Below are 19743 nucleotides of genomic sequence, written 5' to 3' on the forward strand. Positions count from 1 at the left end.
CTCAGAACCCTACGGCAAACCAGCTATAGCCGCTGTCTTGGCCGATGTTGGTGATGTTGTAGTCTTGTCGGTAGGCCGTAAACCCGGTCACGCTCTTGCTCACGACCTGATAACCGGAGTCAGCGTTTGCACCACCGCTCGCGTTGTTGGTAGTAGGGAGCACCCCAAAACACACGACGTTGAACGCCACGCGGAAACTCACTGATTGAGCGACAGCAGGGTGCGCAGCGACCGTCCCCCATTGAAGAACCACACCTGTGTCAGCGCAGCGCCAAAAACCGATATCGCCCAGGCTCGCCGTATTTTTCGGGCCGTTACCGCTGTGCCACAGGGGCCTCCCGTTCCATAGCAGTTCTCCGGCGGCGTTCATGCTCAGGCCACCGGAGGCGACCGAACGCCAATGAAAAGAGATTCGCGGCGCGTATTGAGCGGCGCCGCTACCGCTGCCGATGGCTTCCGCTTCGCGGATCTCAAGCGCGCCACGATCAACGCCGTCCCCTGATTGCGGGGCGTAAAGCTGGGGCCGTTTATTGGTTAACCCCGTCGGAATGGCGTTGGTAATGCCATAGCCTTCAAGTGTCGTAGCCGCATCAGCTTTAGTGTTTGGGTCGAAATTCCCGTTGTGCCAGACAGAGCGCGTAGGCGTCCAATCCCCTGTCTTGTTCACCGAGCGAACCAGCAATTTGACGTCATCAGTCCCTTGCTGCAGGCCGATCTGGCCTGAATAAGAGGAAGTGCCGTAGGGAATATTGATCAGGCCGACGTACTCACTAAAGGTTGTGTAGCCAGCTCCAAAGTAGTGAAAGCCGCCAGGAAGGTCTTTATGGTCGATGGCAGATGAAGGCGATGTAGTGCCCGCCAGACCGTAGTCCCCGGCATGTATTGCGTCGGTGATGCCGTAACCGTTGAGCGTATTAGGCTTACCGCTGGTGATCTTGCTCCAGTCCAAACCAGGGATATCCTGGGCCGTGAGCGCCTGGGCTCCGACTACGATGCCTTTCGCATTCACTTGAACTTTAGGGTACGTGCCAGCCTTGACCCCACTGTCTGCAAGTGTCAGCGGGATGGTGGCGTTGTCACCACCATCAAACTGCGCCTCGCCCGTGCCCGCTCCGCTGATTGATAGCGTTCTGGCGGTTTCCAGCCGTTTCGCCTTCCCGGCTGGCGTGTCTCCCGAGATGATTTTATCTATCGCCTGCTGCAGCAGACGGCGCACAGAGTTGACCGCTTTGGTCGTGGCGATGATCAAGCTGTTATCTGTCGCGTAATCGTCGCTGATGGCGTTAGGAAGGCTACCCAACCCTACGTCACCCTTAGTTGTTGCTCGGGCGCGCAACTGCGCGTAGTCCCCAGTGCGTGCCGCGAAATGACTGATGAGCGGGCTGTTTATAGGCTCTGCAGGACGATAGTCGCTGATCTGTGAAGGCGTCAGGTCCGCCAGCGCAATGCAGTAATGTCGGGTGCCAGAGCTATCAGTGTAATCAGCCTGATTTGCCTCGTATCCCAACGTCCAGCTGGCCACCACGTCACTCAATTCACGGCGCAGTGATGCGATCAAATAAACTGCGCTCGGCAACCTGGGCACCGCGACTGGGAAGAACTCAGGTAAAACTAGGCGAATCCCTTCGACATAGGCCATTCCAGGCTTAAGTCGGTAATCACTGCCGACTTTCTCCACCTGAAAAGCGCTGCCAAAAAAACAAGCTCGTCCGTAGATATCGCGATTGCTCAAGCGTTCGCGTTCATCGATACCGTGGAGGCGCACAGTGAAATCATGCTGCCAAGTGCTTGCGTCGACGGTGATGCCTGTTAGCGCCTGCGCACCGTCGAACACCACCAGGAAGTTGCGCGTGACGTTGTTGCCCACTTGCTGCGGTGGGATGTTCTTGCGCTTTTGCTGTACAGGCACATACGCCACTGCCAACAACACATTTTCAGCGGTTTCCAGGCCGATCCAGTTCCAGTCAAAGTCTCCAATATCACTGCCCATCATCAGGCTGTAGACGACTTGGTTAGGGTTCACGAACCCTTTTTGCGTGACGTCATAACTCGCGACCAAGTGCGCCGCCGGCTTCGGCGCCGCACGATCAACCGGGCCGTTGGGGTTCAGCCCAGGCACATTGGCCAGAACAAAACGGGACACGATCAGGGGTTGTTGTGCGCCTTGTTTTTGCGCGATCAGGCTTTCACCTGCAAGGGTAATGCTGGCTCCCACGGGAGGCTCCTACAGGCTGGCAACCAGCGTTTGCTGGTCGTCGTTGAAGTCCACCGCGACAATGCGCAGTGATACGGGGGTGATGGTCACGAAGTCATAACGCCGGCACGTGCGGCCGTACTGCTGGATCAGAACCCGCATCAGCTCAGGGTTTTGCGACAGCTGCGAGTCGGACAGGCGCAGCAGCACCACGTCCCAGTCTCGATCGGGCATACGCTCGTCGATCTCGACGTAGCCGACGCCCAGGCGCTGCAGGATGCGCTTGAGGCCCGCTGTGCTGCCGGCATCGACGGCGTTTATAAAGGCGAACTTGACGCGCAAGCGGTACAGGTTTTCGGGTTCGTCCTTGAAGCGGCTGATATCTCGCTGCCAGGCCAGCAGATCGAGGACGGTCAAATGGCAGGTGTCTGCATCCATCTGCAGCAAGGGCCATTGCAACCAGCCCTCGACCTTTCCCCACCAGGTCTGGCTGGCCGACTTGAGCTTGGCCAACTGCGGGCCGTCCAGCCAGAACGGCAAGTTCAGCTTGATCATGCGAACACCACCTGCAGCGATTGAATCCGGGGGATGCTCAACTCCGACACGATGTCAGCGTTATCAAAGTGCAGCGATTCAATGCCGGCGAACTGCTGGTGGAGTTCTTCGCCCAGGCGGCTGAATGAAAACCGCGACTGCGGATAGGTCAGCGTCGGCTGATAGTCACCGGTGCCGCTCTCGCGGAAGGCGGCGCGGATAAACTGATCGACGTCGGCCTGCAGCTTGGCGCGCTGTTCGGCGCCCAATAATGCGCGTGGCCACAAGGTCAGCCGTAGCGCGTGCTGGGTTTCAGGCATGACCATCACCAGCAGATCGTCGCCGTGGCCATGGTTGCCCTGGTCGCGGATATGCGCGTTGATTTGCTCCAGGTAAGTCGCCGCCGGCACGTCCGCTTCAAACAGCACATAGGCGTTGGCGCTGCCTGGTCCCCGGGGTGCGCCGTGCAGGAAGTACACACCATCCGGCCGCACGCCCGGAAAAGCCGAAATCATCGCCCGGTAGACTGCATCGGTGTGCCACTGGTTGACCGCCGAGAACTGGTTACGCACGCGCAAACGCAGTTGATCGTCCGGCTCAGGATCTGCACCTGGTGCAATCAGCCAACCATCCGCGTTCACCACCTGGACAATGCCGGCAATCGGTACCGGCAGGATCGCGTAATAACCCGGGGCCAGGTTGTAGCCGCTGCCCACCTCCTGGGCTTCTACTGGGACTTCCAGCTGCATCAGTCCATCGGTAAAGGTTGCGGCCTGGGTGGTCACCAGTTGATAGATATGGCCGTTGATCGCTGCAGACTGCACCAGGATGCCGGCGGGCAGTTCGAGCGCACCGCCGGCGACGTCGCGAATAAACAGCAACACGCCTTTGGCTTTGGTCGCGCCTTTACGCTCAACGTTGACCGCCCAGGCCAGCATGTCCAGCCACTTGTCGCGGGCAGTTTTCACAAAGAAGTTAGGCAGCACGGTGTCGCTGATAAAGCTGATCAGCCACATGACCGGCTTGGTCACCAGTGCCGTGATTACCCGCCAGAACGGCGAATAGGCGCTGGTGTTACTCATCTTGCTGCCCTGGGCGGCCACTTCCTTTTCCCAGGCTTGGCGCAGTCCTTCCTCGGTGGTCGGAATGCCGGCGTCTATCAGCGCCTGTTTGAAATCGACGTCGCTCACAGGGTCACCTCAATGTCACCGAATTTCAGCGTTTTGGCCGTGACCAGGTACTGTCCGGACTGCACCTGGTTAATCAACGCAGTGCCCGGTACCAGGCGTGCGTCGGCCTCCACCAGCAGCTCCAACTGCTGGATGCAGTCGCGCTGACGCAACTTGCTGCGCTCGGCCACCAGGGTGACCAGCAAGCCGCTCTCGCGGATCATGTGCGCAATGTCCTGCGCGATGCTGGCGCGGTCCTCGATCAGCAGCGGCTGACGGGATGGGTCCAGCGCCAGATCGTTGTCGACGATCAACAGGTCGATGTATTCGCTCATCCACCCACCGCCATGGCCAACATCCCTTCCAGCTCCAGCGGATTCATTTGCTTACCGGTGTGAATGTTCACGTTCTCCACGTGGGTGCCCTTGTTTTGGGTTTGGTTGTTGTTCTGGATGCTCGCCAGCAAGCCGCCCCGGGGCACGGCGTCGGGCCGTTTCGGTGACAGGCTGGCCACGGCGCCGTTAATGCGCTGCTGGCTCTGTTCGGCCTTCTCTGTGGGCGCCGGTGCCAACACCAGGGCCGGCGGCTGACGTGGTGGCTCCAAGGCAGCGAGTGGCTGCGCGATCGGCGCCGGGGTTTTCGGTACCGGGGCTAGGACCAAGGCCGGCGCTTGAGCCTGGGTCTGGGTCTGCAGGGCGTTTAGGGTCGGCATGGCTGACGGCTGCATTTTCGGTGTGGTGGCCATCATCAGCGGCGCCTGGATCGGCTGCTGGGGTGCACTCACCAGTTGCGGCAGCAACGGCGCCTCAACACTGGGTGCGCTGATACCTGGCAGCTCAAGCGCTGCTGGCATGTCACCGAACGCCGCTTCAATGTTTACGCCGGGGATCTTGTTCAACATCTCGATCAAGCCATTGATGGCCTGTTTAAAGATGCTGACGATGCCGTCCCAGGCGGCGCTGGCCATGCTCGACCAGCCGCCCATCGAATCGAACCAGTCAGACAAGGCGGTCAGTTGGCCGCTGACCCATTTGAACGCCTCGCTGTTGAGTAGCGCGCTTGTCCACTGGTCCCAGTAAATGATCGCCGCCGCCACGGCCGCGACCAGGGCAACAATGCCGATCACAACCCAGGTCACCGGGTTGGCCAGCAACGCGGTGTTGACCAACCAGATAGCGCCCTGCCACAGCAGCATGGCGCCCTTAACCAGGCCCATCCAGGCGACCATCAGCACCAGGCCGGCCACGAAGCCGATCACCATAACGGTGTGGTACAGGAACATAGCGATACTGCGCAGGCCGGCCATAGTCAGCACTTTCCACACCGTGACCAGGCCCAACCAGACCATCTTCGACATGCCCACGGTCAAAGTAAGCAAGGACATGGCGGCGATGATGCCGAACACCACCAACGTGGCGATGCCGATCACGCGGGTAATGTTGGGGAACAGCTGGGTCCAGCGAGTCAGCGTGCTGGCGATCCCCACCAGGCGATCCATCAGCGGCGCCAGGATCGGGATCAATGACTGGCCGAAGGCAACACGCAGGGCCTGCACAGCGGCGCCGAACTGTTGCCACGGGTCCACCATGTTCTTGGCCATACGCTCGGCGTTCTCCAGGCCGCGCACGTTGCCCAACTGTTCCATGCCGTTTTTCAAGCGGCCGGTGTCGCCCATCAAGGTGGTGATCAGGCGGGCCGCTTCACCACCAAAGGCGTCGCGCAGTTGCTTGCCGTTGGCCTCGATCGACAGATCCCCGAACTTGCCCTTGAGCTTGTCCAGGATGTCCATCATTGGCAGCAACTTGCCCTGCTGGTCGACAAAGGACATGCCGAGCTTTTCAGATGCGCCGCTGACGTTCTCAAAAAACGACTTGTAGAGGCCACCGGCCTCCCCGCCGTCCATGGTGCCGCCCAAGGTGCCAAGCACCGCCATTTGTTCGGCCAGGCTTACACCGGCGGTGCTGGCCAGACCACCGGCGCTTTTGAATGCCTCGCCGATCTGCTCGCCACTGGTGCGGAACAGTTGCACGGCGGTGGCAGTTTGGCCGGCCAGCGTTTCAACCCACTGGCCCTTGCCCATGGCGTCGGCCTGGCCCTTGAATAGGTTGTACATGGTGCCGACGTAGGTGCCCATGGTGTCTGCGTCGGCCTTGGTGGCCTTGGCCAGCACGTCGCTGGCGTTCGTGAACGTCGCCAGCTGATTGCCCACCAGCCCTTTGATCGCACCTTCAATGTGGTATGCCGAGGCGACAAAATCCCGGGCGTTTTCCCCATAAGCGACGGAGAATTCCAGCGACTTGCGATTCAGTGCGTTCAGCGCATCTTCGGCCACGCCCAGCGATCGGACTTCGCCCAGGGCGCGGTTCATCTCCAGGGCTGGTTCCAGTGATTGGGTGATGGCCACACCGGCGCCCACCATCCCAGCCAGGCCAAGGCCCATCTGGGTGATGTTCTTCTGGCCTTGTTGGGCCAAGTCAGAAAAGCTCGTCTTCACCTTGCCCATAGGGGCTGTGACCTTATCGGTCAGGCTCAAAATGAAGGCCAGGCGGGCGCTACGGTCGGTCATCAATGTTTATCCGTTGAGTGCGTGGGCGATACCGTTGGCGATGGCAATTTCCATCCGCCGCCAGTGCTCGTCCTCCAGCCATTTGGCCGTGCCCATCACCTCGGCGGTGGGCTCGGCCCCAGGTAGCCAGCGGCTGGCCAGGGCTACCAGTTGGCCAAGGCCGTTTTCGGTCAGTCGTTCGGCGTGGTCGAGGGCTTTTTTACGGTGACTTCAACATCAGGGCCGTACTCCTCGAGGAGCGTGCCGGCGAGCTGCATAACCAACACCGGGTTGCCCAACATCCCTTTGAGGCGGGCGCGTTCTTCTTGCTTGACGGTGGTTACCAGCAGGTTGTTGGCGGGTGAAACCTTGTTGTTCTGGTTCACCGCGTTGAAGTATTTGGTGACGTCCTGCGGGGTCAGCTCAAAGGTGAATTCCTGGTCGCCAATTTCCAGTGTGATGTCGCGTTTATCGGTCATGGTGTAACTCCGTTCAGGGGTTGAGTGTCTGTTGTGGTTGGCGCGGGCATACCCGCAGGGCGTGGTCTTGCAGGCCCAAAATCATTTTTTTGCTCAGGGCGAGCTGGTCGACGAGGGTGAAATAATCCGGTCGAGCGTCTGCTGTGAGTTCGGCGGCGGCTGCATCAGCCACGCCGCTGGCGCCGGCACTGGAGGACACTGAGGCGCTGCAGGTGGCGGTGACGCGCAACCGCTTACGGCCAGCAGCAACGTCAAGGCGCAAAGCGTCGTTTTCAGCACGTTCATGGTTCAGTTCCAGGGTTCGTTGAAGGTCTATAGCGTCACGCTCGGCCAGCATCGCGCCGCTGATGCGCGCCGCTTCACGCAGGCCGCTGGCTTCGAATAGCGCGGCGTCACGCTCGCTACGAGCGGTGTCGCGCTGGCCTTGCAGCAGGTCGAAGCCGAACCAGGCCACCAGGCACAGCACCAGGATGAAAGCGCCCTCACGCATCACAGGCCCGCCTCGCACAGAGCCACTTCCGCCAGACGGCGCGCGTGCAGGCCAGGGACAAACACCTTCTTGCCTTGGGCGGTGGTGACAAAGGCCCATACCGGGGTTTTGCCGTCAGGCGCCCAGGCCAGGGCCTGACAGCCCTCTTTGATGCGGCCGGCGTTGATCAAGCCCACGGCGCGACTGGCGCAGGTGCTGGGGGTACCGACGTTATGGCCATGGCTGCTCAGAGCGTCGAACGTGTTCTGGCCCACGTTCTGGTTGGTGATGCAGTCGGCCAGCTGCAGCTGGCCTTTGCTGATCACCAACTGCTCTACCTCGTCGCACCGGGCGTCCGACCAGTAGTCACCCACAACCACGGGGTATGGGCTTGTATGACGGGTGATGCCTTTGCACACGGTGGGCAAGCCACGGGCCAGCTTGTCGGCGTGGACAGTGTGTTGGCCGTTGCCTTCCCAGGTGCCCAGGAACACCACCAGCGTGGAGCTGCACAGCGCAATGGCACCGGCGGCGATCTTGCCGCGCAGGCTCATAGCTTCACCTTCCAGTCGCGCAACATCTGGCGATATTTGGGAACCAACAGCAGGATCTGCAGCACCATGTAAACGGCAGTGAGCATGTAGGCGACAGCCGACCAGTCGACGGCCCCTGTCGCTCCAGTGGCAGCTACACCGATCGCAGGTGACGCCTTCGCCAGTGCGATTGCGGTGTCCTGGGCCGCCTGATTCGTGCTCATCTCTGCACTCCTTTTTCGAAAAAAGACTGGCACGGGACGCAACGGGTCTTGCCGCCGAGCGCCTGGCGCGCTGCAGGAATCTCGTTGTCACAGTCCTGGCAGTGAGTAAGACTTGGGCCCGCTGACTCACGCCGGGCCTGGGCCAACTGGGCGTTGATAGCCTGGTCCCGCTGACGTTGTTCCAGGGCTTGGGCGCGATCGAACGGGCAGACCATCAGCTAATGCCCTCAATCTCGGTGGCATCCAGGTACGGCACGCCATTGATGCGGATGAAGTCCGGGCTGGTGACCTCAAAAGGCACCTTGTGCTTGGTCTTCTCCCCGCCCTTGGGATCGATGTTCAACAGGCTGGAAACCTTCAACTTGCAGCCGAACGCCTCAATGCGCAGCTCGTCGTCGCCGGCCTTGGCGAAGAACACCACGTCGAACGCTTCCAGCTTGCGAAAGCTGCCTGCCGTACGTGCTGCCTCAACGACCAGGCCGAAGTTGGTCGAGTCCAGTTCCATCTCACCCGCTGCCGCTACGTCGCCGTCGACGTAGCCGTCAGGCACGCCACGGGTTTGCGCGGTCTTGCTGTTGTCGGTGATATCCAGGGTGCAGCTCTCGACGTGGACCTGCAGATCGCCCAGGTTCACGTCGAAGTTCTTGCCGCCAATACGTGACATGGGGTTACTCCGAATCGTCGGTGGAAAGGTCCAGGGCGATGTTCGCCGTGAGGTCTTTCGGGCAGTTGTGGGGCTTGAGCTTGATGTACACCTCGACGGCGGTTTTGCTCGTCCAGGTCAGCACGATGTCGCCGTCCTTGGGCGTTTGGATCTCGCCCGGGAACACCTGGCCGGCGAACTTGGTCGACTTGGCCATCTTGCGCAGTGGTGCCATCAGCGCGTTGACGTTCACAGCCATACTGTTGGCGGTGCTGTTCAAGCGGCGATCAGCCACGCGGCGGATCAACAGGGGGCGGATCTGGCGAGCGGCCTTGTCAGCCAGGCGCAGGTATTCGATCACCAGGTAATCGCTGCCAGGCGTATCCAGCATGTTGCCGTCACCCCAGTACACGCCCGGGTAGTCGGGATAGGTCTGGGCGACCGAGAAGCGGGCTTTATCCAACTCGGCACGAATCGCGGATGGCAGCGGGATGCCTTCGGCGTCGACCGGGACTGGCCCCAGGCCCAGCACGGGGCCGCTGGCCACGCGCATGGGGCTGTCAGCGATACTGACGGCGGCATTGGCCAGGCGACCGGCCAACACGCCCAGGTCATTGCCGTGGAGCTGCGGAACCACCAGCACACGCGGCGCGGCCACATCGGCGGTGATTGGCTTTTGCTCGACCAGGTACTGCGACCAGGTCAGCGGTGCGACGATGCCAGCAGACGCAGCCATGACGAATACGCGTCGGCCGTAGGTGTTGTTCAGGGAAATAGCCGCGTCATGCATGGCCGACAGTTCGTCGCCCTTGGATACCGGCTTGGTGATCACTACTGCTTCGACGGAAAAGCCCTGTTGCTGCGCGGTTTCCAGGGCGATTTTCCAGTCACCGTCAGCGCTGATCGGCGCCGCCAGGCAGGCCCAGCGATCACCGCCGTTCAAGCGGGCAGCAGTGACCTGGGTTTTCAAGTCGCTGGCCGGCACACCCAGCTGCGAATCCAGGTCGCTGTCGGTGTTGAGGGCGATCAATTTGCCGGTGTTTTTCGGGCCGGGACCGATGAACAGAAAATAGCGCTCGATCTCAGTCACGGCGCCTTGGCCCAGATTGAGATTGTTAACGCTGACTTTGCCAAGTGCCATGCTGTGCCTCGTTAGCGGGGTGAATTAAGGATTTGTTGGAACACCTGGTTAACCAGGTCGCGGGTTTCGTTTCCGCTCTCCACACCGAGGAACTGGCGTTTTGGCAGGGTGATATCCCAGCTTTGCGCGCCCGTTGTTTCGGTTCGTTCGTCGTTCAAAATGCGGATCAGCAGGCCGGCCTTGGCGTAGTTCACATGCTCTTGAATCCAAGCCACTGATGGCCTGGCCAATGCCTTTTTGCCCTTCTGGCGGACACGGAAGCCCAGCCGGCGCAAGCGCTTGGCCTGTTTGTCGGTGCAGGCGATGCCTGGGGGGACTTTGTTCCAGCGCCGCATCTGCGCGGCGGTACGTCGCTCGCTGACGCCGTTGTGCTGTTGCGCGGCGACCCAGCGGGTCAGGGCGTTTTTCCAGCCCAGTTCGGCTTCGTCGGAGCTGACGCGGGTGACCTGCAGCAGCTTGGCCAGGCCGGCTTCCATCTTCTTTTTGCCTTTGGCAGAGCCCTTGCGTTCAGCGAACGGCGTGCCGTCCAGGTTCTTTTGTTCGCGCACCCGCTTACGGCTCATCGTCCGCACGCGCTTGGTTACGTTGTTCAGCAGTCGTCGGCGTAACTGGGGCGGTAGCCCAAGCAACGCCAACTGAGCGTCGACGTTGACCATGCCCCGGACATCGAGGGCGAGCGGATTAGCGGCCATCGCTGCTCACCTCGCCTTGCTCAGCTACCCACAGATCGAAGGGGACGAACGCCCAGGTCTTGCCGAACGCCTCGATCTCGCCGGCAGGATCTTCGGCCAGGTATTGCGGCTCGATGAATTCAAGCGACAGCTCCACGTCGAAGCTGTCCTGGTCAAGTGGTTCAACGGTAAACATCGGTGCCGGCAGCTCGTGGCGGTCGCGGTCGCTGTCATGGGTTTCCAACCAACTACCGACCAGGGCCATCAGCCTGGAAGGATTGCCGGTGAAGCTCTCCAGCGAGAACACAGCGCGGTAGCGCATGTCAGCCATGTGCAAGCCGTCGCGGTCGGGCTTCCAGATCAGCTCAAGGCTGACCTGCTCCGTCCAGCTGTCGAATAGCTCAGGCGCCACTAGGTTACGGGCCATCAGGTAGGCGGTTAGCGCCTGCAGCTGGATCATTGCAACGACGCCGTAATGCGGCCGCGACCTTGCAGCGCACGCACGGCCTGCTGGCTGAAAGCCAGGAAGGTTTCGGCACGCTCTGGCGCTTCCTTGCCGGTGTTTTCCGCGCTTTCGCGGCGGGTCACGGTGGCAAACTGGGGCAGTGAATTGCCCTTGGCGCGGCTGTAGACAGCGCGTTTATAGAGCGTGACCTTATAGGCGTAAGCCCATTCTGCCGGGGTGGCCACACCGGCCGCTTCCTGCAGGTTCGATACCCCTGCCGTCTGCAGCTTCGCTTTCACGCGGGCCAGGTCGGTGTTCACTTCGAACATGGCGCTTTTCAATGTGTCGACTAGCAGCTCCACCAGGTACTCCGCCGGCACGCGTTGTTCTTTCTGAAACTCGGTCACAGAAAGGTCCGGCCAGAAGCCGTCATTTTCGATCGTCAGTTCCACAAAGGTGGTGGTTTTCCCGGAAAAGCTCATTGCTGGCCGCTCAAATAGGGCGGGGAGCCTGTTTTCAGTGGGACGGTCCATTAATGGACGGCTCACTTCCACAGGTCCCCGCTGGGGGGGGTAGTCGGTTATTCGGAGACCGGGGTGGCGGCCGCTTGTTTTTCCAAGGCCCTGCGGACCTTCTTGATGCGGGTGTCGTTGCCGGCTTTCGGGTACAGCTCGGTGGAGCGCTCCAAATGCTTGAGCGCGGTTTCCCACTGCTCAGCCTCAATAGCGCGCATTCCAATCAACTTGTGGTATTTGCTCGGGATCTGCTCAGGCAGGTCCCATTCGCCGTCAACCCGGGGCAACAGGTCGGATAGGTAGGGCTCAGGGCTGCGGCCCGCGTTGTATTCGTCATAGGCCCAGTCGGCTACCGCATCAGCAACAAAGGTCTGGATGTCGCGGCGCATGAATCGCTCCGGCATCTTCTGGCCCTGCTCCATCAGGAAGTCGGCCAGCTCCAGCGCGTCTTCGAACTGGGCGGTGTCGAACAGCCACACCATCACCTGCACCGCAACGCGGTTAGGGAAGTTCAGTCCCGACTCGCAGTAGCGCTGGACGTATTCCTGGTACTTGGGCAGCAGCTCGTCGCGCTTGAGCAATTGGCGTCCCGCCAAAGCCCCTTTCATCGCGCTCAGGCGCTCCAGGTCCTGGTCCAATGCCGCTTCCTGCAATAGCAAGTGTTTGCGCGCATTGGCGGGACTGCTCAGCGCATCGGCCGGCGAATAGGCCAAGCTTGCAGCAGCGGACATCGCCGCTACTGCAGCACTGCCCATGGCCAGGGTGCGGCGCTTGTGCTCCAGGGCCAAACTCACGCCGCCACCAATTCAACGTTTTCAGTGAACGCGATCTTTTCCAGCTGCTCGATCACGTAGCCTTCGTTGCGGCTGTTGTAGTCCTCGACGCGGGAGCGTTTCGGGTTCTCGATCGTCTGCTTACGCCAGCTGGTGTCCTGGTAGTAAATCGACAGGTTGTCCCAACTGGTGACCAGCACCGCGTTGACCGGGAAGTTCGGCACGCTGAAAGCCGGCAGGCCGCCATAAGTCGCAATCACCTGGGCGTTTTCGATGCGCTCTTTTTCGGTCGGCGTGTCGCCTTGCTTGGTGTACAGCTTGGCCTTGTCGGACGCGAGCAAGTCGGTACCGATGATCGCGACCAGGTCGCCGTCTTCGCGCAGGATCTCGTCCACCATCTGCTTGGTGTCGTGCACCAGGGCGTCAAGGTTGGCGTAGTCACCACCGGCGCCCAGCCTGACCTTGCCTGCCGTGGTGCCCTCTTTAAGTACCTGCTGCGGGGCCTGCTCGCGCAGTTGTTGCAGCCAGCCCTTGTTCACGTCCTGCAGCTTTGGATTGGCTGCCAGGTCTGTCTGAGGCGCCGCACTGACTCCGTGGAAACCGATAACAATACGGTCCTGGGCGATGCGCTTTTGCACTGCAGCGGAATAGCGCTCTTTGAAGTCGGGAAACTTCGCCCAAGCATCGATCTTGGCGTACGGCAGGCCCACGTCCGACTGAGTATCAGCCAGTTCGTAGGTGGTGTTGTCCAGCGCCGAAGCGTCCTTGGCCTCGCGGTCGGTGGTCTTGGTGTTGGTACGGCCAGTGACCGGACCATTCACACCGATAAAGACCTTTTCGCCCTTGATCTCACTCACCGGAACAACGTTGATACGCTCCAGGAAGTCAGCTTTCGCGGTGATAGCGTCGTTCAGTTCCTGGGCAATCGTCGGGTCCACACTGAACATGCGGCTCGATCGCTCGACGCCGTACGCTTCGGCCATCGCTTCCTGCAGCTCGGCATATTGTTTTGCGCCACGGGCGCTCAATGGCTGGGCCATATCAGAGCACCCGCTTTTTAGTGGTGGTCACCGGCCCGGCGTTACGGGGCAACAGGCGACCAGTCGAGGTGTTCTGCAGTGCGGAGAATTGCTTTTGCAGCTTCTCCAACTGAACCAGAACGGCCTTGTTCGAACTACCACTACGGCGGAACTCACGTTCTTCCTCGGCGGTTGTGACGATATCGTCTACGGCCGCGCTCACGTCGTCGATGGGTGCCTGGTCGGGTTCTGGTGCATCTGCGGCGGCGGGTTCAATCACAGCCTGAATGCCGGCAGCGACGACAAGCAGCTGCTCCAGCAGGGCTTTGAGGGCCGTTGCGGTAGCTTCATCCATTGGGGTTTTGCTCTCAGTTGGGGTGGTAGGTTCGGCGGGCTCGGCATCCGTGGCAAAGCGCTTGAACAGGCCAGTGAGCAAGCCGATCAGCTTGCCGACCTCGCTCTGCGGTTCGGCTTCAAAGGAGCCCAGTTCGACGGAGGCGGCATAGAAGGAGTTTTGGTGGGTCTGCTTGGAAAAATAGAGTTCCTGGGTGCCCAGGCTGGCGGGCTCATCGGTGACGCCAAGACCTGTCAGGTAGGCTTTTCCGCTGCCGGCGAAGTTCGGGGTGATCTCGATGCTGGAGAAAAGCTTTTGGCCCTGATCATTCAGCTGCAGCAGGCGATCATTCGGCTTGAGCTGTGCCTCCAAGGCGATTTGCCCAGGCTCAAGGTCTTCACCTTCTTCCACCAAGCGCACCGCAAAGACGGTGCCGTGGGAACCGCTCCAGCGTTCGTGGTCACACCAGATCACTGCCGTATATTTGGACGGCTTGTAGGTTTCAGCGATATCGCGCAGTTCCTGGGGAAGGATCTCGCGGCCATCGGCGGTGGTGCCGCTGGTGGCGACACGTTTCCAGTACGAAACGAGGGAACGGGGCATGGACGTTAACTGCGCTCAATCGGTTGAATGAGCCGCCACGATAGGGAGCTGCCAGGCCCCAAACAAACGGTTCAAATGCGCGTTTCTCCTATATCCGCGATATAGGTGGATCACGGAATTTAACCCCGCGTTTCATGACTTTTCGCCGCATAGACTGCGGCCCATGTACTACTCGACCGAAGTTAAAGAAGCTGCCAAACGCCTGTTTCTACGCCGCTGTAAGGCCAAGGAAATTCAGGCGCAGCTCAACCTGCCCAACATCCGCATCGTCTACTACTGGATACGCCAGGGCGGTTGGGAGGACATGCTGTCGGACGAAGAACCGCTGACGGCCGTCGGCCGGCGAATCACACTGCTCCTGGACAAAGCCAGCAGCCTGACCAAGGACGAACTCAACGAGCTGGACCGGCTGACCACGGTGCGCGAGCGCCTGTTAAAGCAAGCGGTGAAACCGGCGCCGGCACCGGCCGGGGAAGCAGCCAGCGAACCCCTGGAGCGCCACCAGGGCGCGCGTGGCGAACGTTCTGGCCGTGGCGATAGCGGAGGGAAGAAACGCGAGAAGAAAGCCAAGAACGACATCAGCGGGCTGACCGAAGTCGACTTTCTGGATAAGTTCATCAGCAAGATGTACCGCTATCAGCAGGAGCTGTTCGCGGCCAAACAAAACCCGCTGACGTGCCGAATCCGCAACATCCTGAAAAGCCGCCAGGTTGGCCTGACGTACTACTTCGCAGGCGAAGCCTTCATGGATGCGGTGCTGACTGGCGACAACCAGGTGTTCCTGTCGGCCAGCCGCTCGCAGTCGGAGATTTTTCGCAGCTACATCATCCAGTTTGCCAAGCAGTGGTTCGACATTGAGCTGACGGGCAACCCGATTACGCTCAGCAACGGCGCCGAGCTGCGTTTTCTCAGCACCAACAGCAGCACCGCCCAGGGCTACCATGGCCACGTCTACGTCGATGAGTATTTCTGGATACGTGACTTCGACAAACTCAGCACCGTGGCCAGCGCCATGGGCACCCACAAGAAGTGGCGTAAAACCTATTTCTCGACGCCCAGCGCGGTGTCGCACCAAGCGTACCCATTCTGGTCCGGTGAGGAATTCCGCAACAGCAAACGCGGCAAGAAGGCCGGCGGCACCTGGCCCACCGAGGCGTCTTACACCGAGGGCGCGCTGTGCCCGGACGGCCAATGGCGCAAGACCATCACCCTGGACGACGCCATCGCCGGTGGCTGCGATCTGTTCGACTTGGAGCAGCTGCAGCTGGAGTACGACGAAGACAAATTCCAGCAGCTATTTTACTGCAAGTTCATCGACAGCAGCCAGAGCGCGTTCGGGCTCAAGGATCTGGAGCGTTGCTACTCCGACCTATCGCTATGGGAGGACTACAACCCGGAGCTGGATCGACCTTTCGGAAACAGCCCGGTTTGGCTTGGCTACGATCCGAGCCGGACCCGCGACGACGCCACGTGTGTGGTGGTCGCCCCGCCACTGGAACCCGGGGCGAAATTCCGCATCCTGGAAAAACACAGTTGGCGTGGGCAGTCGTTCAAGTACCAGGCCGACCAGGTCAAGAAACTTACCGAGCGTTTCAACGTGCAGCACATCGGCATCGACACGACCGGTATCGGTTACGGCGTGTTTGACCTGGTACGGGACTTCTACCCGCGTGCGACCGCTATCCATTACAGCCTTGAAACCAAAAATACCCTGGTACTCAAGGCCCAGGACACGATCCAGGGCAGTCGCATCGAGTGGGACGCCGGCTGGACCGACATCGCCCAGGCGTTTCTGACCATTAAACGCGGCACCACCACCAGCGGCCAGGTTACCTACAGCGCTTCGCGCACCGACGCCACCGGTCATGCCGATATCGCCTGGTCGATCATGCACGCCCTGTTCAATGAACCCCTCAATACCAACAAGCGGCGCCGTAGCCGCTACGTCACGAGCGGAAACAATGCCCAAGCCACGACACAAAAAGCCCCAGGCCAACCGGCAGGCGCGACAGCAGCAGCCCATGCGGGCGTTCACGTTCGGGGAACCCGAACAGGTGCTGTCCGGCAACATCGGCGAGTACCTGGGGGTGTTTCTCAGCGACGACGGCGAAATCTACAAGCCACCGGTGTCCCGGGCGGGCCTAGCCAAGCTGCTACGCGCCAACGCGCACCACGGCGCCATTCCCAAGTTCAAGCGCAACTTGCTGTTGCGTGAATTCATCCCGTCCGAGGGCTGCAGCACGCAGACCATGGGGCGGGCGAGCCTGGATTACATGGTGTTTGGGGAGGCCTATTTCTACCGCGACACCAATGCATTCGGCGAGGTGCTGGAGATGCAGCACCTGCCAGCGATCAACATGCGGGTAAAGGTCGACGGCGGATTCAGGATGCTGCTGCCAGACAGCAAGTACATGGACTTCCACCAGGACGAAATCGAACACGTCCTGGACTACGACGTGGAACAGAACATCTACGGAGTGCCCGACTACCTGGGCGGCCTGCAGGCACTGTTGCTCAACGAAGCCGCGACCCTGTTCCGCCGGCGCTACTACAGCAACGGTGCACACGCGGGTTACATCTTCTACACCAACGACCCGGACCTGACCGAAGAAGACGAAGAGAACCTGCGCGCTCAGATCAGCGCCAGCAAGGGCGTGGGCAACTTTCGCTCGATGTTCGTTAACATTCCCAACGGTAAGGAAAACGCGATCCAGATCATCCCTGTGGGGGATTTTCAGGCCAAAGACGAGTTGGAGAAGGTGAAGAACATCACGCGCAATGACGTGATCGCTGCCTGGCGAATGAACCCTGCCCTGGCCGGAATCATCCCGGAAAACAGCGGCGGGTTTGGAGACATCGAAAAAATCGATCGCGTGTACACCAGCAACGAAATCAGGCCGATCTGTCAGCTGTTCAACCAGCTCAATGACGCACTACGCCATGACAGGCGCATCGACTGGAAAAAGATCGAGAACGCAGGCGAAACCACTACCTGATATTTCAAAGATAGAGAAATATCCTGCATCACATGCGAACATAGTGGCAATTCGCTGCACCCTGGGGAGGGAACATGAGAGTGACTTGTAAGTGCGGGCACAAAGGTCGGATCGCATCGCGTGAGGTGCTATCCGCTGACTTCGCGAAACTTTACTGCCAATGCCTCGACGCCAAGTGCGGGCATAGCTGGGTGGCGAACCTTACGTTTTCCCATACGCTCAGCCCCTCCGCGCAGACATTCGACAGGTTGCTGATTGATCGGCTGAGGGACATGCCTAGGGCGCAGCAGCGGGAGCTATTTGAAAAGCTTGGATCGCAGGCGGTCGCGTGATGTTTGCCGCCGACAGCAACATGTCGGCGGCTAAAAAATCAATCCTCGTCGGACTGGTCTGGGTTGCTCATCAGCGCTTCGGTCAGTCGGCGCAATTGCTCCTGGTCACGCTGACTCAATTGGCGATAGGACCCAATCAGGCGACGTTCAATATGCGAAAGCTCATACCGCGCAGATGCAGCTATTTCAACGTAACCGGCATCGGCGTTCGTGCGATCCAACATGCTTACCACTCCATAAAATCCATTGCTGACGCAGTGATATGGGGGCGAGCTGGCGGCAAGGCAGGTACAGAGTGGTCAGCTCTCTCCTTTGACAGCATCGTCTGCCATGGCCTTGACGAAGCGTCGAATGGCTCGTTGATCGTCTGGAGGGATGCTGCGGTACTGCTGAACAATGCTGTCCTCAACCTCCGACAACGCATCGGACTTCAACGTGGTGCGTATTCCGCTCACGATGTAGAGAACATCAAAATCCAGCACGCTTGCAGCCATGCTCAAGTAGGACGCAGGGGGATCGCTGGCACCGGACTCATAATTTCCTTGAGTCCGTTTCGAGACACCAAGCTGCTCCGCAATTTGATCTTGTGTCAGCCCAGCCTGGGCACGTTGTTGGCGCAGCCGTGCGCCAATCTCTTCAGAGAGAGTCAATATTTTTCCATCCACATATTTACAATGGCAGTTTTTTGCCACATCCTGCGCTTGTCATCACACGAAAACGCAAGGAATTGCACTATGCCCAACTCAACCATCACCGAGCAAGCACGCCAGCAAGCGCGTGCGTCCCTGGAGAAGCGTGGTCAGACTGCGAAAAATTTTGCTGCTCTACACAACCTCAACCCCAGCACCGTCTATGCGGTACTGAATGGCCAAAGCCAATGTCGCCGTGGGGAGGCACATCGCGCAGCCGTACTCTTGGGTATCAAAGACGGCGTAATCGCACAGTAATGGCCAGCGCACTGAGGGAACAGCAGAAGATGGAAAGCCAGGTTCTAAAAACACGTCGCGAAGTCGTGAGCGCAATCATTTGCACCTTTGAAGGTGGCCGCGAATGCGCCGCCGCCCGTATTGGCCTGCCACTTAAGAAGTTTGATAACCACGCCTACGAAAACAACAATTGCCGTCCTTTGACGGATACGCAGATCTTCCTGCTAGAGCAAGTCACGGGCACCCAGCACTTTCCAAACTACGTGGCGGCTATGTACGGCGGCATGTTCGTGCCGGTGGCCCACCCCGAGAACTTGGACAACGTGGAGATGTATGCACGGGCTATGCAGAGTTCGGCCAAACAGGGAACTGTCGATCAAGCCATTGCCCAGGCGCTTGAAGACGGTGTGATCACCGACACCGAAGCCGAGTTGATTCAGAACGCCCACACATTGCACATAGCAGCACGGACTGCCGAGGTCTATGCCGCGATCGATCTCTACCGCGCCAAATCGGGGAAAGCCAAATGAACAACGCCTGCACAGGCATGGACTATCGCAGCACCATCCGGGCCGCTGCACTCGCATTCCTCGAACGTCATCAGGCCGAACACTTGGGCGATCAAGGTCAATTCATTGAGCGGACCGTCAACCACCTGGTGGATAGCTTCCAGGCCGATAAGCCGTTTGCGCTTCGTATCACTTGTGAGGCTTTGGGCGACCTTGCCGAAATCAATATTCGGCAGCGGATCGACCTCAAAGCAAGCGAATCTCATGCCGTGGTCATAACTGACCCCGTGCGCGGCTGCACTTGGTCAGTCCCGGTCCATCTGATCTATGAACACCTGATATCCGCTGGCCGCGCCACCCGCATTAACTCCGCAACCTAACACCTCTTAACCAATCGCCAGCCCCACTTACCGTGGGTTTGGGTGAGCTGCGCCCAAAATCGAGGTTTAACGATGGCTAACGCCGTAATTGTCACCACCCAACTGCCTCCTGCCGAGGCCGAAGCGTTGCTGGCCAACCTGCGCGAACAGTATCGCTTGAGCCTCAACGAACACTGGTATGACGACCAATTCCGCCTTGTTGCGGCCGGTCTGCGCCACGGCGCGATTCTCGCCCACATTCCGGTCATGGCTGCACAAAAACGCCTCATGGCAGCCCTGTCCCACAGCCTTAAAGCAGTGAAGTAACCC

28 protein-coding genes are annotated in these 19743 nt (G+C 59.9%); 7 read left to right on the top strand and 21 right to left on the bottom strand.

The annotated features are described in order from the left end of the window. Position 1 precedes the first annotated feature (1 nt). The 19 genes from AACY36_RS19790 to AACY36_RS19875 form a co-directional block, all read right to left on the bottom strand. Positions 2-2215 carry a phage tail protein gene (locus AACY36_RS19790; protein ID WP_339497446.1) on the bottom strand — a complete coding sequence of 738 codons (2214 nt, stop codon included), beginning with the start codon at positions 2213-2215 and terminating at the stop codon, positions 2-4. A 9-nt stretch (positions 2216-2224) separates the two neighbouring features. Further along, a complete protein-coding gene (locus tag AACY36_RS19795) occupies positions 2225-2749 on the bottom strand; it encodes a phage tail protein (RefSeq protein WP_057976306.1) in 525 nt (174 codons plus the stop codon). Then, entirely contained in the window at positions 2746-3918 is a 1173-nt protein-coding gene (locus AACY36_RS19800) for a baseplate J/gp47 family protein (protein ID WP_060765818.1), read from the bottom strand. The genes AACY36_RS19795 and AACY36_RS19800 overlap by 4 nt, the downstream gene beginning before the upstream one ends. Continuing rightward, positions 3915-4232, bottom strand: a complete 318-nt coding sequence (locus AACY36_RS19805; protein WP_057976310.1) for a DUF2590 family protein — start codon at positions 4230-4232, stop codon at positions 3915-3917. Before AACY36_RS19805 ends, AACY36_RS19800 begins: the two co-directional genes overlap by 4 nt. Next, the gene (locus AACY36_RS19810) at positions 4229-6463 is read right to left on the bottom strand and encodes a phage tail tape measure protein (RefSeq protein WP_339497448.1); all 2235 of its coding nucleotides are present in this window, start codon (positions 6461-6463) and stop codon (positions 4229-4231) included. The genes AACY36_RS19805 and AACY36_RS19810 overlap by 4 nt, the downstream gene beginning before the upstream one ends. Before the next feature lie 6 nt (positions 6464-6469). Beyond that, positions 6470-6613: a DUF6890 family protein gene (locus tag AACY36_RS28365; protein ID WP_032872601.1), complete on the bottom strand. Its 144-nt coding sequence runs from the start codon at positions 6611-6613 to the stop codon at positions 6470-6472. 20 nt (positions 6614-6633) lie between these two features. Beyond that, entirely contained in the window at positions 6634-6921 is a 288-nt protein-coding gene (locus AACY36_RS19815) for a putative phage tail assembly chaperone (RefSeq protein ID WP_038449138.1), read from the bottom strand. Between the two features lie 13 nt (positions 6922-6934). Further along, positions 6935-7411, bottom strand: coding sequence for a lysis system i-spanin subunit Rz (locus AACY36_RS19820; RefSeq protein WP_339497449.1), 477 nt, complete (start codon positions 7409-7411; stop codon positions 6935-6937). Next, positions 7411-7944 (bottom strand): lysozyme, encoded by a 534-nt coding sequence (locus AACY36_RS19825; RefSeq protein WP_339497450.1) that lies wholly within the window; start codon positions 7942-7944, stop codon positions 7411-7413. Before AACY36_RS19825 ends, AACY36_RS19820 begins: the two co-directional genes overlap by 1 nt. Next, a complete protein-coding gene (locus AACY36_RS19830; protein ID WP_057701077.1) occupies positions 7941-8147 on the bottom strand; it encodes a hypothetical protein in 207 nt (68 codons plus the stop codon). Before AACY36_RS19830 ends, AACY36_RS19825 begins: the two co-directional genes overlap by 4 nt. Beyond that, on the bottom strand, positions 8144-8362 hold the full coding sequence (locus tag AACY36_RS19835; protein WP_003235240.1) for a TraR/DksA family transcriptional regulator: 219 nt from the start codon (positions 8360-8362) through the stop codon (positions 8144-8146). The genes AACY36_RS19830 and AACY36_RS19835 overlap by 4 nt, the downstream gene beginning before the upstream one ends. Then, on the bottom strand, positions 8362-8811 hold the full coding sequence (locus AACY36_RS19840; protein WP_057976321.1) for a phage protein: 450 nt from the start codon (positions 8809-8811) through the stop codon (positions 8362-8364). The genes AACY36_RS19835 and AACY36_RS19840 overlap by 1 nt, the downstream gene beginning before the upstream one ends. Positions 8812-8815: 4 nt before the next feature. After that, the gene (locus AACY36_RS19845) at positions 8816-9931 is read right to left on the bottom strand and encodes a DUF2586 domain-containing protein (protein ID WP_057976323.1); all 1116 of its coding nucleotides are present in this window, start codon (positions 9929-9931) and stop codon (positions 8816-8818) included. Positions 9932-9942: 11 nt separating this feature from the next. After that, entirely contained in the window at positions 9943-10623 is a 681-nt protein-coding gene (locus tag AACY36_RS19850) for a virion morphogenesis protein (protein WP_339497453.1), read from the bottom strand. Then, positions 10613-11062 carry a phage tail protein gene (locus tag AACY36_RS19855; protein WP_057976327.1) on the bottom strand — a complete coding sequence of 150 codons (450 nt, stop codon included), beginning with the start codon at positions 11060-11062 and terminating at the stop codon, positions 10613-10615. Before AACY36_RS19855 ends, AACY36_RS19850 begins: the two co-directional genes overlap by 11 nt. Next, the gene (locus AACY36_RS19860) at positions 11059-11529 is read right to left on the bottom strand and encodes a head completion/stabilization protein (RefSeq protein ID WP_057976328.1); all 471 of its coding nucleotides are present in this window, start codon (positions 11527-11529) and stop codon (positions 11059-11061) included. The genes AACY36_RS19855 and AACY36_RS19860 overlap by 4 nt, the downstream gene beginning before the upstream one ends. Positions 11530-11627: 98 nt before the next feature. Beyond that, the gene (gene gpM, locus AACY36_RS19865; RefSeq protein ID WP_339497456.1) at positions 11628-12356 is read right to left on the bottom strand and encodes a phage terminase small subunit; all 729 of its coding nucleotides are present in this window, start codon (positions 12354-12356) and stop codon (positions 11628-11630) included. After that, the gene (locus tag AACY36_RS19870) at positions 12353-13375 is read right to left on the bottom strand and encodes a phage major capsid protein, P2 family (RefSeq protein ID WP_339497458.1); all 1023 of its coding nucleotides are present in this window, start codon (positions 13373-13375) and stop codon (positions 12353-12355) included. Before AACY36_RS19870 ends, gpM begins: the two co-directional genes overlap by 4 nt. Before the next feature lies 1 nt (position 13376). Next, positions 13377-14291, bottom strand: a complete 915-nt coding sequence (locus AACY36_RS19875; protein ID WP_339497460.1) for a GPO family capsid scaffolding protein — start codon at positions 14289-14291, stop codon at positions 13377-13379. Between the two features lie 163 nt (positions 14292-14454). Here AACY36_RS19875 and AACY36_RS19880 point away from each other — a divergent pair, with 163 nt between their 5' ends. The 3 genes from AACY36_RS19880 to AACY36_RS19890 all read left to right on the top strand — a co-directional run bounded on the left by AACY36_RS19880 (position 14455) and on the right by AACY36_RS19890 (position 17619). Continuing rightward, positions 14455-16506: a terminase large subunit domain-containing protein gene (locus AACY36_RS19880; protein WP_339497462.1), complete on the top strand. Its 2052-nt coding sequence runs from the start codon at positions 14455-14457 to the stop codon at positions 16504-16506. Further along, positions 16418-17287 (top strand): phage portal protein, encoded by an 870-nt coding sequence (locus AACY36_RS19885; RefSeq protein WP_339497496.1) that lies wholly within the window; start codon positions 16418-16420, stop codon positions 17285-17287. Before AACY36_RS19880 ends, AACY36_RS19885 begins: the two co-directional genes overlap by 89 nt. A gap of 74 nt (positions 17288-17361) precedes the next feature. Then, the gene (locus AACY36_RS19890) at positions 17362-17619 is read left to right on the top strand and encodes an ogr/Delta-like zinc finger family protein (RefSeq protein WP_083221499.1); all 258 of its coding nucleotides are present in this window, start codon (positions 17362-17364) and stop codon (positions 17617-17619) included. Between the two features lie 38 nt (positions 17620-17657). Here the strand turns inward: AACY36_RS19890 and AACY36_RS19895 are convergent, their stop codons facing one another. Together AACY36_RS19895 and AACY36_RS19900 are read right to left on the bottom strand one after the other, a co-directional pair. Beyond that, positions 17658-17843 (bottom strand): hypothetical protein, encoded by a 186-nt coding sequence (locus AACY36_RS19895; protein WP_339497466.1) that lies wholly within the window; start codon positions 17841-17843, stop codon positions 17658-17660. Positions 17844-17918: 75 nt separating this feature from the next. Then, the gene (locus AACY36_RS19900; RefSeq protein ID WP_339497468.1) at positions 17919-18269 is read right to left on the bottom strand and encodes a helix-turn-helix domain-containing protein; all 351 of its coding nucleotides are present in this window, start codon (positions 18267-18269) and stop codon (positions 17919-17921) included. 84 nt (positions 18270-18353) lie between these two features. On the opposite strand from AACY36_RS19900, the gene AACY36_RS19905 reads away from it, so the two are divergent. The 4 genes from AACY36_RS19905 (at position 18354) to AACY36_RS19920 (ending at position 19740) form a co-directional block, all read left to right on the top strand. Then, positions 18354-18566 carry a hypothetical protein gene (locus AACY36_RS19905; RefSeq protein WP_068932236.1) on the top strand — a complete coding sequence of 71 codons (213 nt, stop codon included), beginning with the start codon at positions 18354-18356 and terminating at the stop codon, positions 18564-18566. 29 nt (positions 18567-18595) lie between these two features. Then, complete coding sequence (locus tag AACY36_RS19910) at positions 18596-19075, top strand: YmfL family putative regulatory protein (protein ID WP_339497469.1); 480 nt, start codon at positions 18596-18598, stop codon at positions 19073-19075. After that, on the top strand, positions 19072-19434 hold the full coding sequence (locus AACY36_RS19915) for a hypothetical protein (protein ID WP_339497470.1): 363 nt from the start codon (positions 19072-19074) through the stop codon (positions 19432-19434). The genes AACY36_RS19910 and AACY36_RS19915 overlap by 4 nt, the downstream gene beginning before the upstream one ends. A gap of 72 nt (positions 19435-19506) precedes the next feature. Continuing rightward, positions 19507-19740 carry a hypothetical protein gene (locus tag AACY36_RS19920; RefSeq protein ID WP_306494215.1) on the top strand — a complete coding sequence of 78 codons (234 nt, stop codon included), beginning with the start codon at positions 19507-19509 and terminating at the stop codon, positions 19738-19740. Positions 19741-19743: the final 3 nt, after the last annotated feature.

Origin of the sequence: Pseudomonas sp. EA_15y_Pfl1_P101, assembly GCF_963970835.1 — a bacterium.
GTDB lineage: Bacteria > Pseudomonadota > Gammaproteobacteria > Pseudomonadales > Pseudomonadaceae > Aquipseudomonas > Aquipseudomonas tritici.

What these genes read in the sequence shown, in the direction of transcription:
- AACY36_RS19875 (WP_339497460.1), bottom strand. Translation starts at nt 14,291, where the DNA reads ATGCCCCGTTCCCTCGTTTCGTACTGGAAACGTGTCGCCACCAGCGGC.
- AACY36_RS19905 (WP_068932236.1), top strand. Translation starts at nt 18,354, where the DNA reads ATGCCCAACTCAACCATCACCGAGCAAGCACGCCAGCAAGCGCGTGCG.
- AACY36_RS19795 (WP_057976306.1), bottom strand. Translation starts at nt 2,749, where the DNA reads ATGATCAAGCTGAACTTGCCGTTCTGGCTGGACGGCCCGCAGTTGGCC.
- AACY36_RS19890 (WP_083221499.1), top strand. Translation starts at nt 17,362, where the DNA reads ATGAGAGTGACTTGTAAGTGCGGGCACAAAGGTCGGATCGCATCGCGT.
- AACY36_RS19825 (WP_339497450.1), bottom strand. Translation starts at nt 7,944, where the DNA reads ATGAGCCTGCGCGGCAAGATCGCCGCCGGTGCCATTGCGCTGTGCAGC.
- AACY36_RS19805 (WP_057976310.1), bottom strand. Translation starts at nt 4,232, where the DNA reads ATGAGCGAATACATCGACCTGTTGATCGTCGACAACGATCTGGCGCTG.
- AACY36_RS19810 (WP_339497448.1), bottom strand. Translation starts at nt 6,463, where the DNA reads ATGACCGACCGTAGCGCCCGCCTGGCCTTCATTTTGAGCCTGACCGAT.
- AACY36_RS19840 (WP_057976321.1), bottom strand. Translation starts at nt 8,811, where the DNA reads ATGTCACGTATTGGCGGCAAGAACTTCGACGTGAACCTGGGCGATCTG.
- AACY36_RS19860 (WP_057976328.1), bottom strand. Translation starts at nt 11,529, where the DNA reads ATGAGCTTTTCCGGGAAAACCACCACCTTTGTGGAACTGACGATCGAA.
- AACY36_RS19920 (WP_306494215.1), top strand. Translation starts at nt 19,507, where the DNA reads ATGGCTAACGCCGTAATTGTCACCACCCAACTGCCTCCTGCCGAGGCC.
- AACY36_RS19915 (WP_339497470.1), top strand. Translation starts at nt 19,072, where the DNA reads ATGAACAACGCCTGCACAGGCATGGACTATCGCAGCACCATCCGGGCC.
- AACY36_RS19835 (WP_003235240.1), bottom strand. Translation starts at nt 8,362, where the DNA reads ATGGTCTGCCCGTTCGATCGCGCCCAAGCCCTGGAACAACGTCAGCGG.
- AACY36_RS19880 (WP_339497462.1), top strand. Translation starts at nt 14,455, where the DNA reads ATGTACTACTCGACCGAAGTTAAAGAAGCTGCCAAACGCCTGTTTCTA.
- AACY36_RS19910 (WP_339497469.1), top strand. Translation starts at nt 18,596, where the DNA reads ATGGAAAGCCAGGTTCTAAAAACACGTCGCGAAGTCGTGAGCGCAATC.
- AACY36_RS19850 (WP_339497453.1), bottom strand. Translation starts at nt 10,623, where the DNA reads ATGGCCGCTAATCCGCTCGCCCTCGATGTCCGGGGCATGGTCAACGTC.
- AACY36_RS19895 (WP_339497466.1), bottom strand. Translation starts at nt 17,843, where the DNA reads ATGTTGGATCGCACGAACGCCGATGCCGGTTACGTTGAAATAGCTGCA.
- AACY36_RS19845 (WP_057976323.1), bottom strand. Translation starts at nt 9,931, where the DNA reads ATGGCACTTGGCAAAGTCAGCGTTAACAATCTCAATCTGGGCCAAGGC.
- AACY36_RS19870 (WP_339497458.1), bottom strand. Translation starts at nt 13,375, where the DNA reads ATGGCCCAGCCATTGAGCGCCCGTGGCGCAAAACAATATGCCGAGCTG.
- AACY36_RS19855 (WP_057976327.1), bottom strand. Translation starts at nt 11,062, where the DNA reads ATGATCCAGCTGCAGGCGCTAACCGCCTACCTGATGGCCCGTAACCTA.
- AACY36_RS19830 (WP_057701077.1), bottom strand. Translation starts at nt 8,147, where the DNA reads ATGAGCACGAATCAGGCGGCCCAGGACACCGCAATCGCACTGGCGAAG.
- AACY36_RS19815 (WP_038449138.1), bottom strand. Translation starts at nt 6,921, where the DNA reads ATGACCGATAAACGCGACATCACACTGGAAATTGGCGACCAGGAATTC.
- AACY36_RS19820 (WP_339497449.1), bottom strand. Translation starts at nt 7,411, where the DNA reads ATGCGTGAGGGCGCTTTCATCCTGGTGCTGTGCCTGGTGGCCTGGTTC.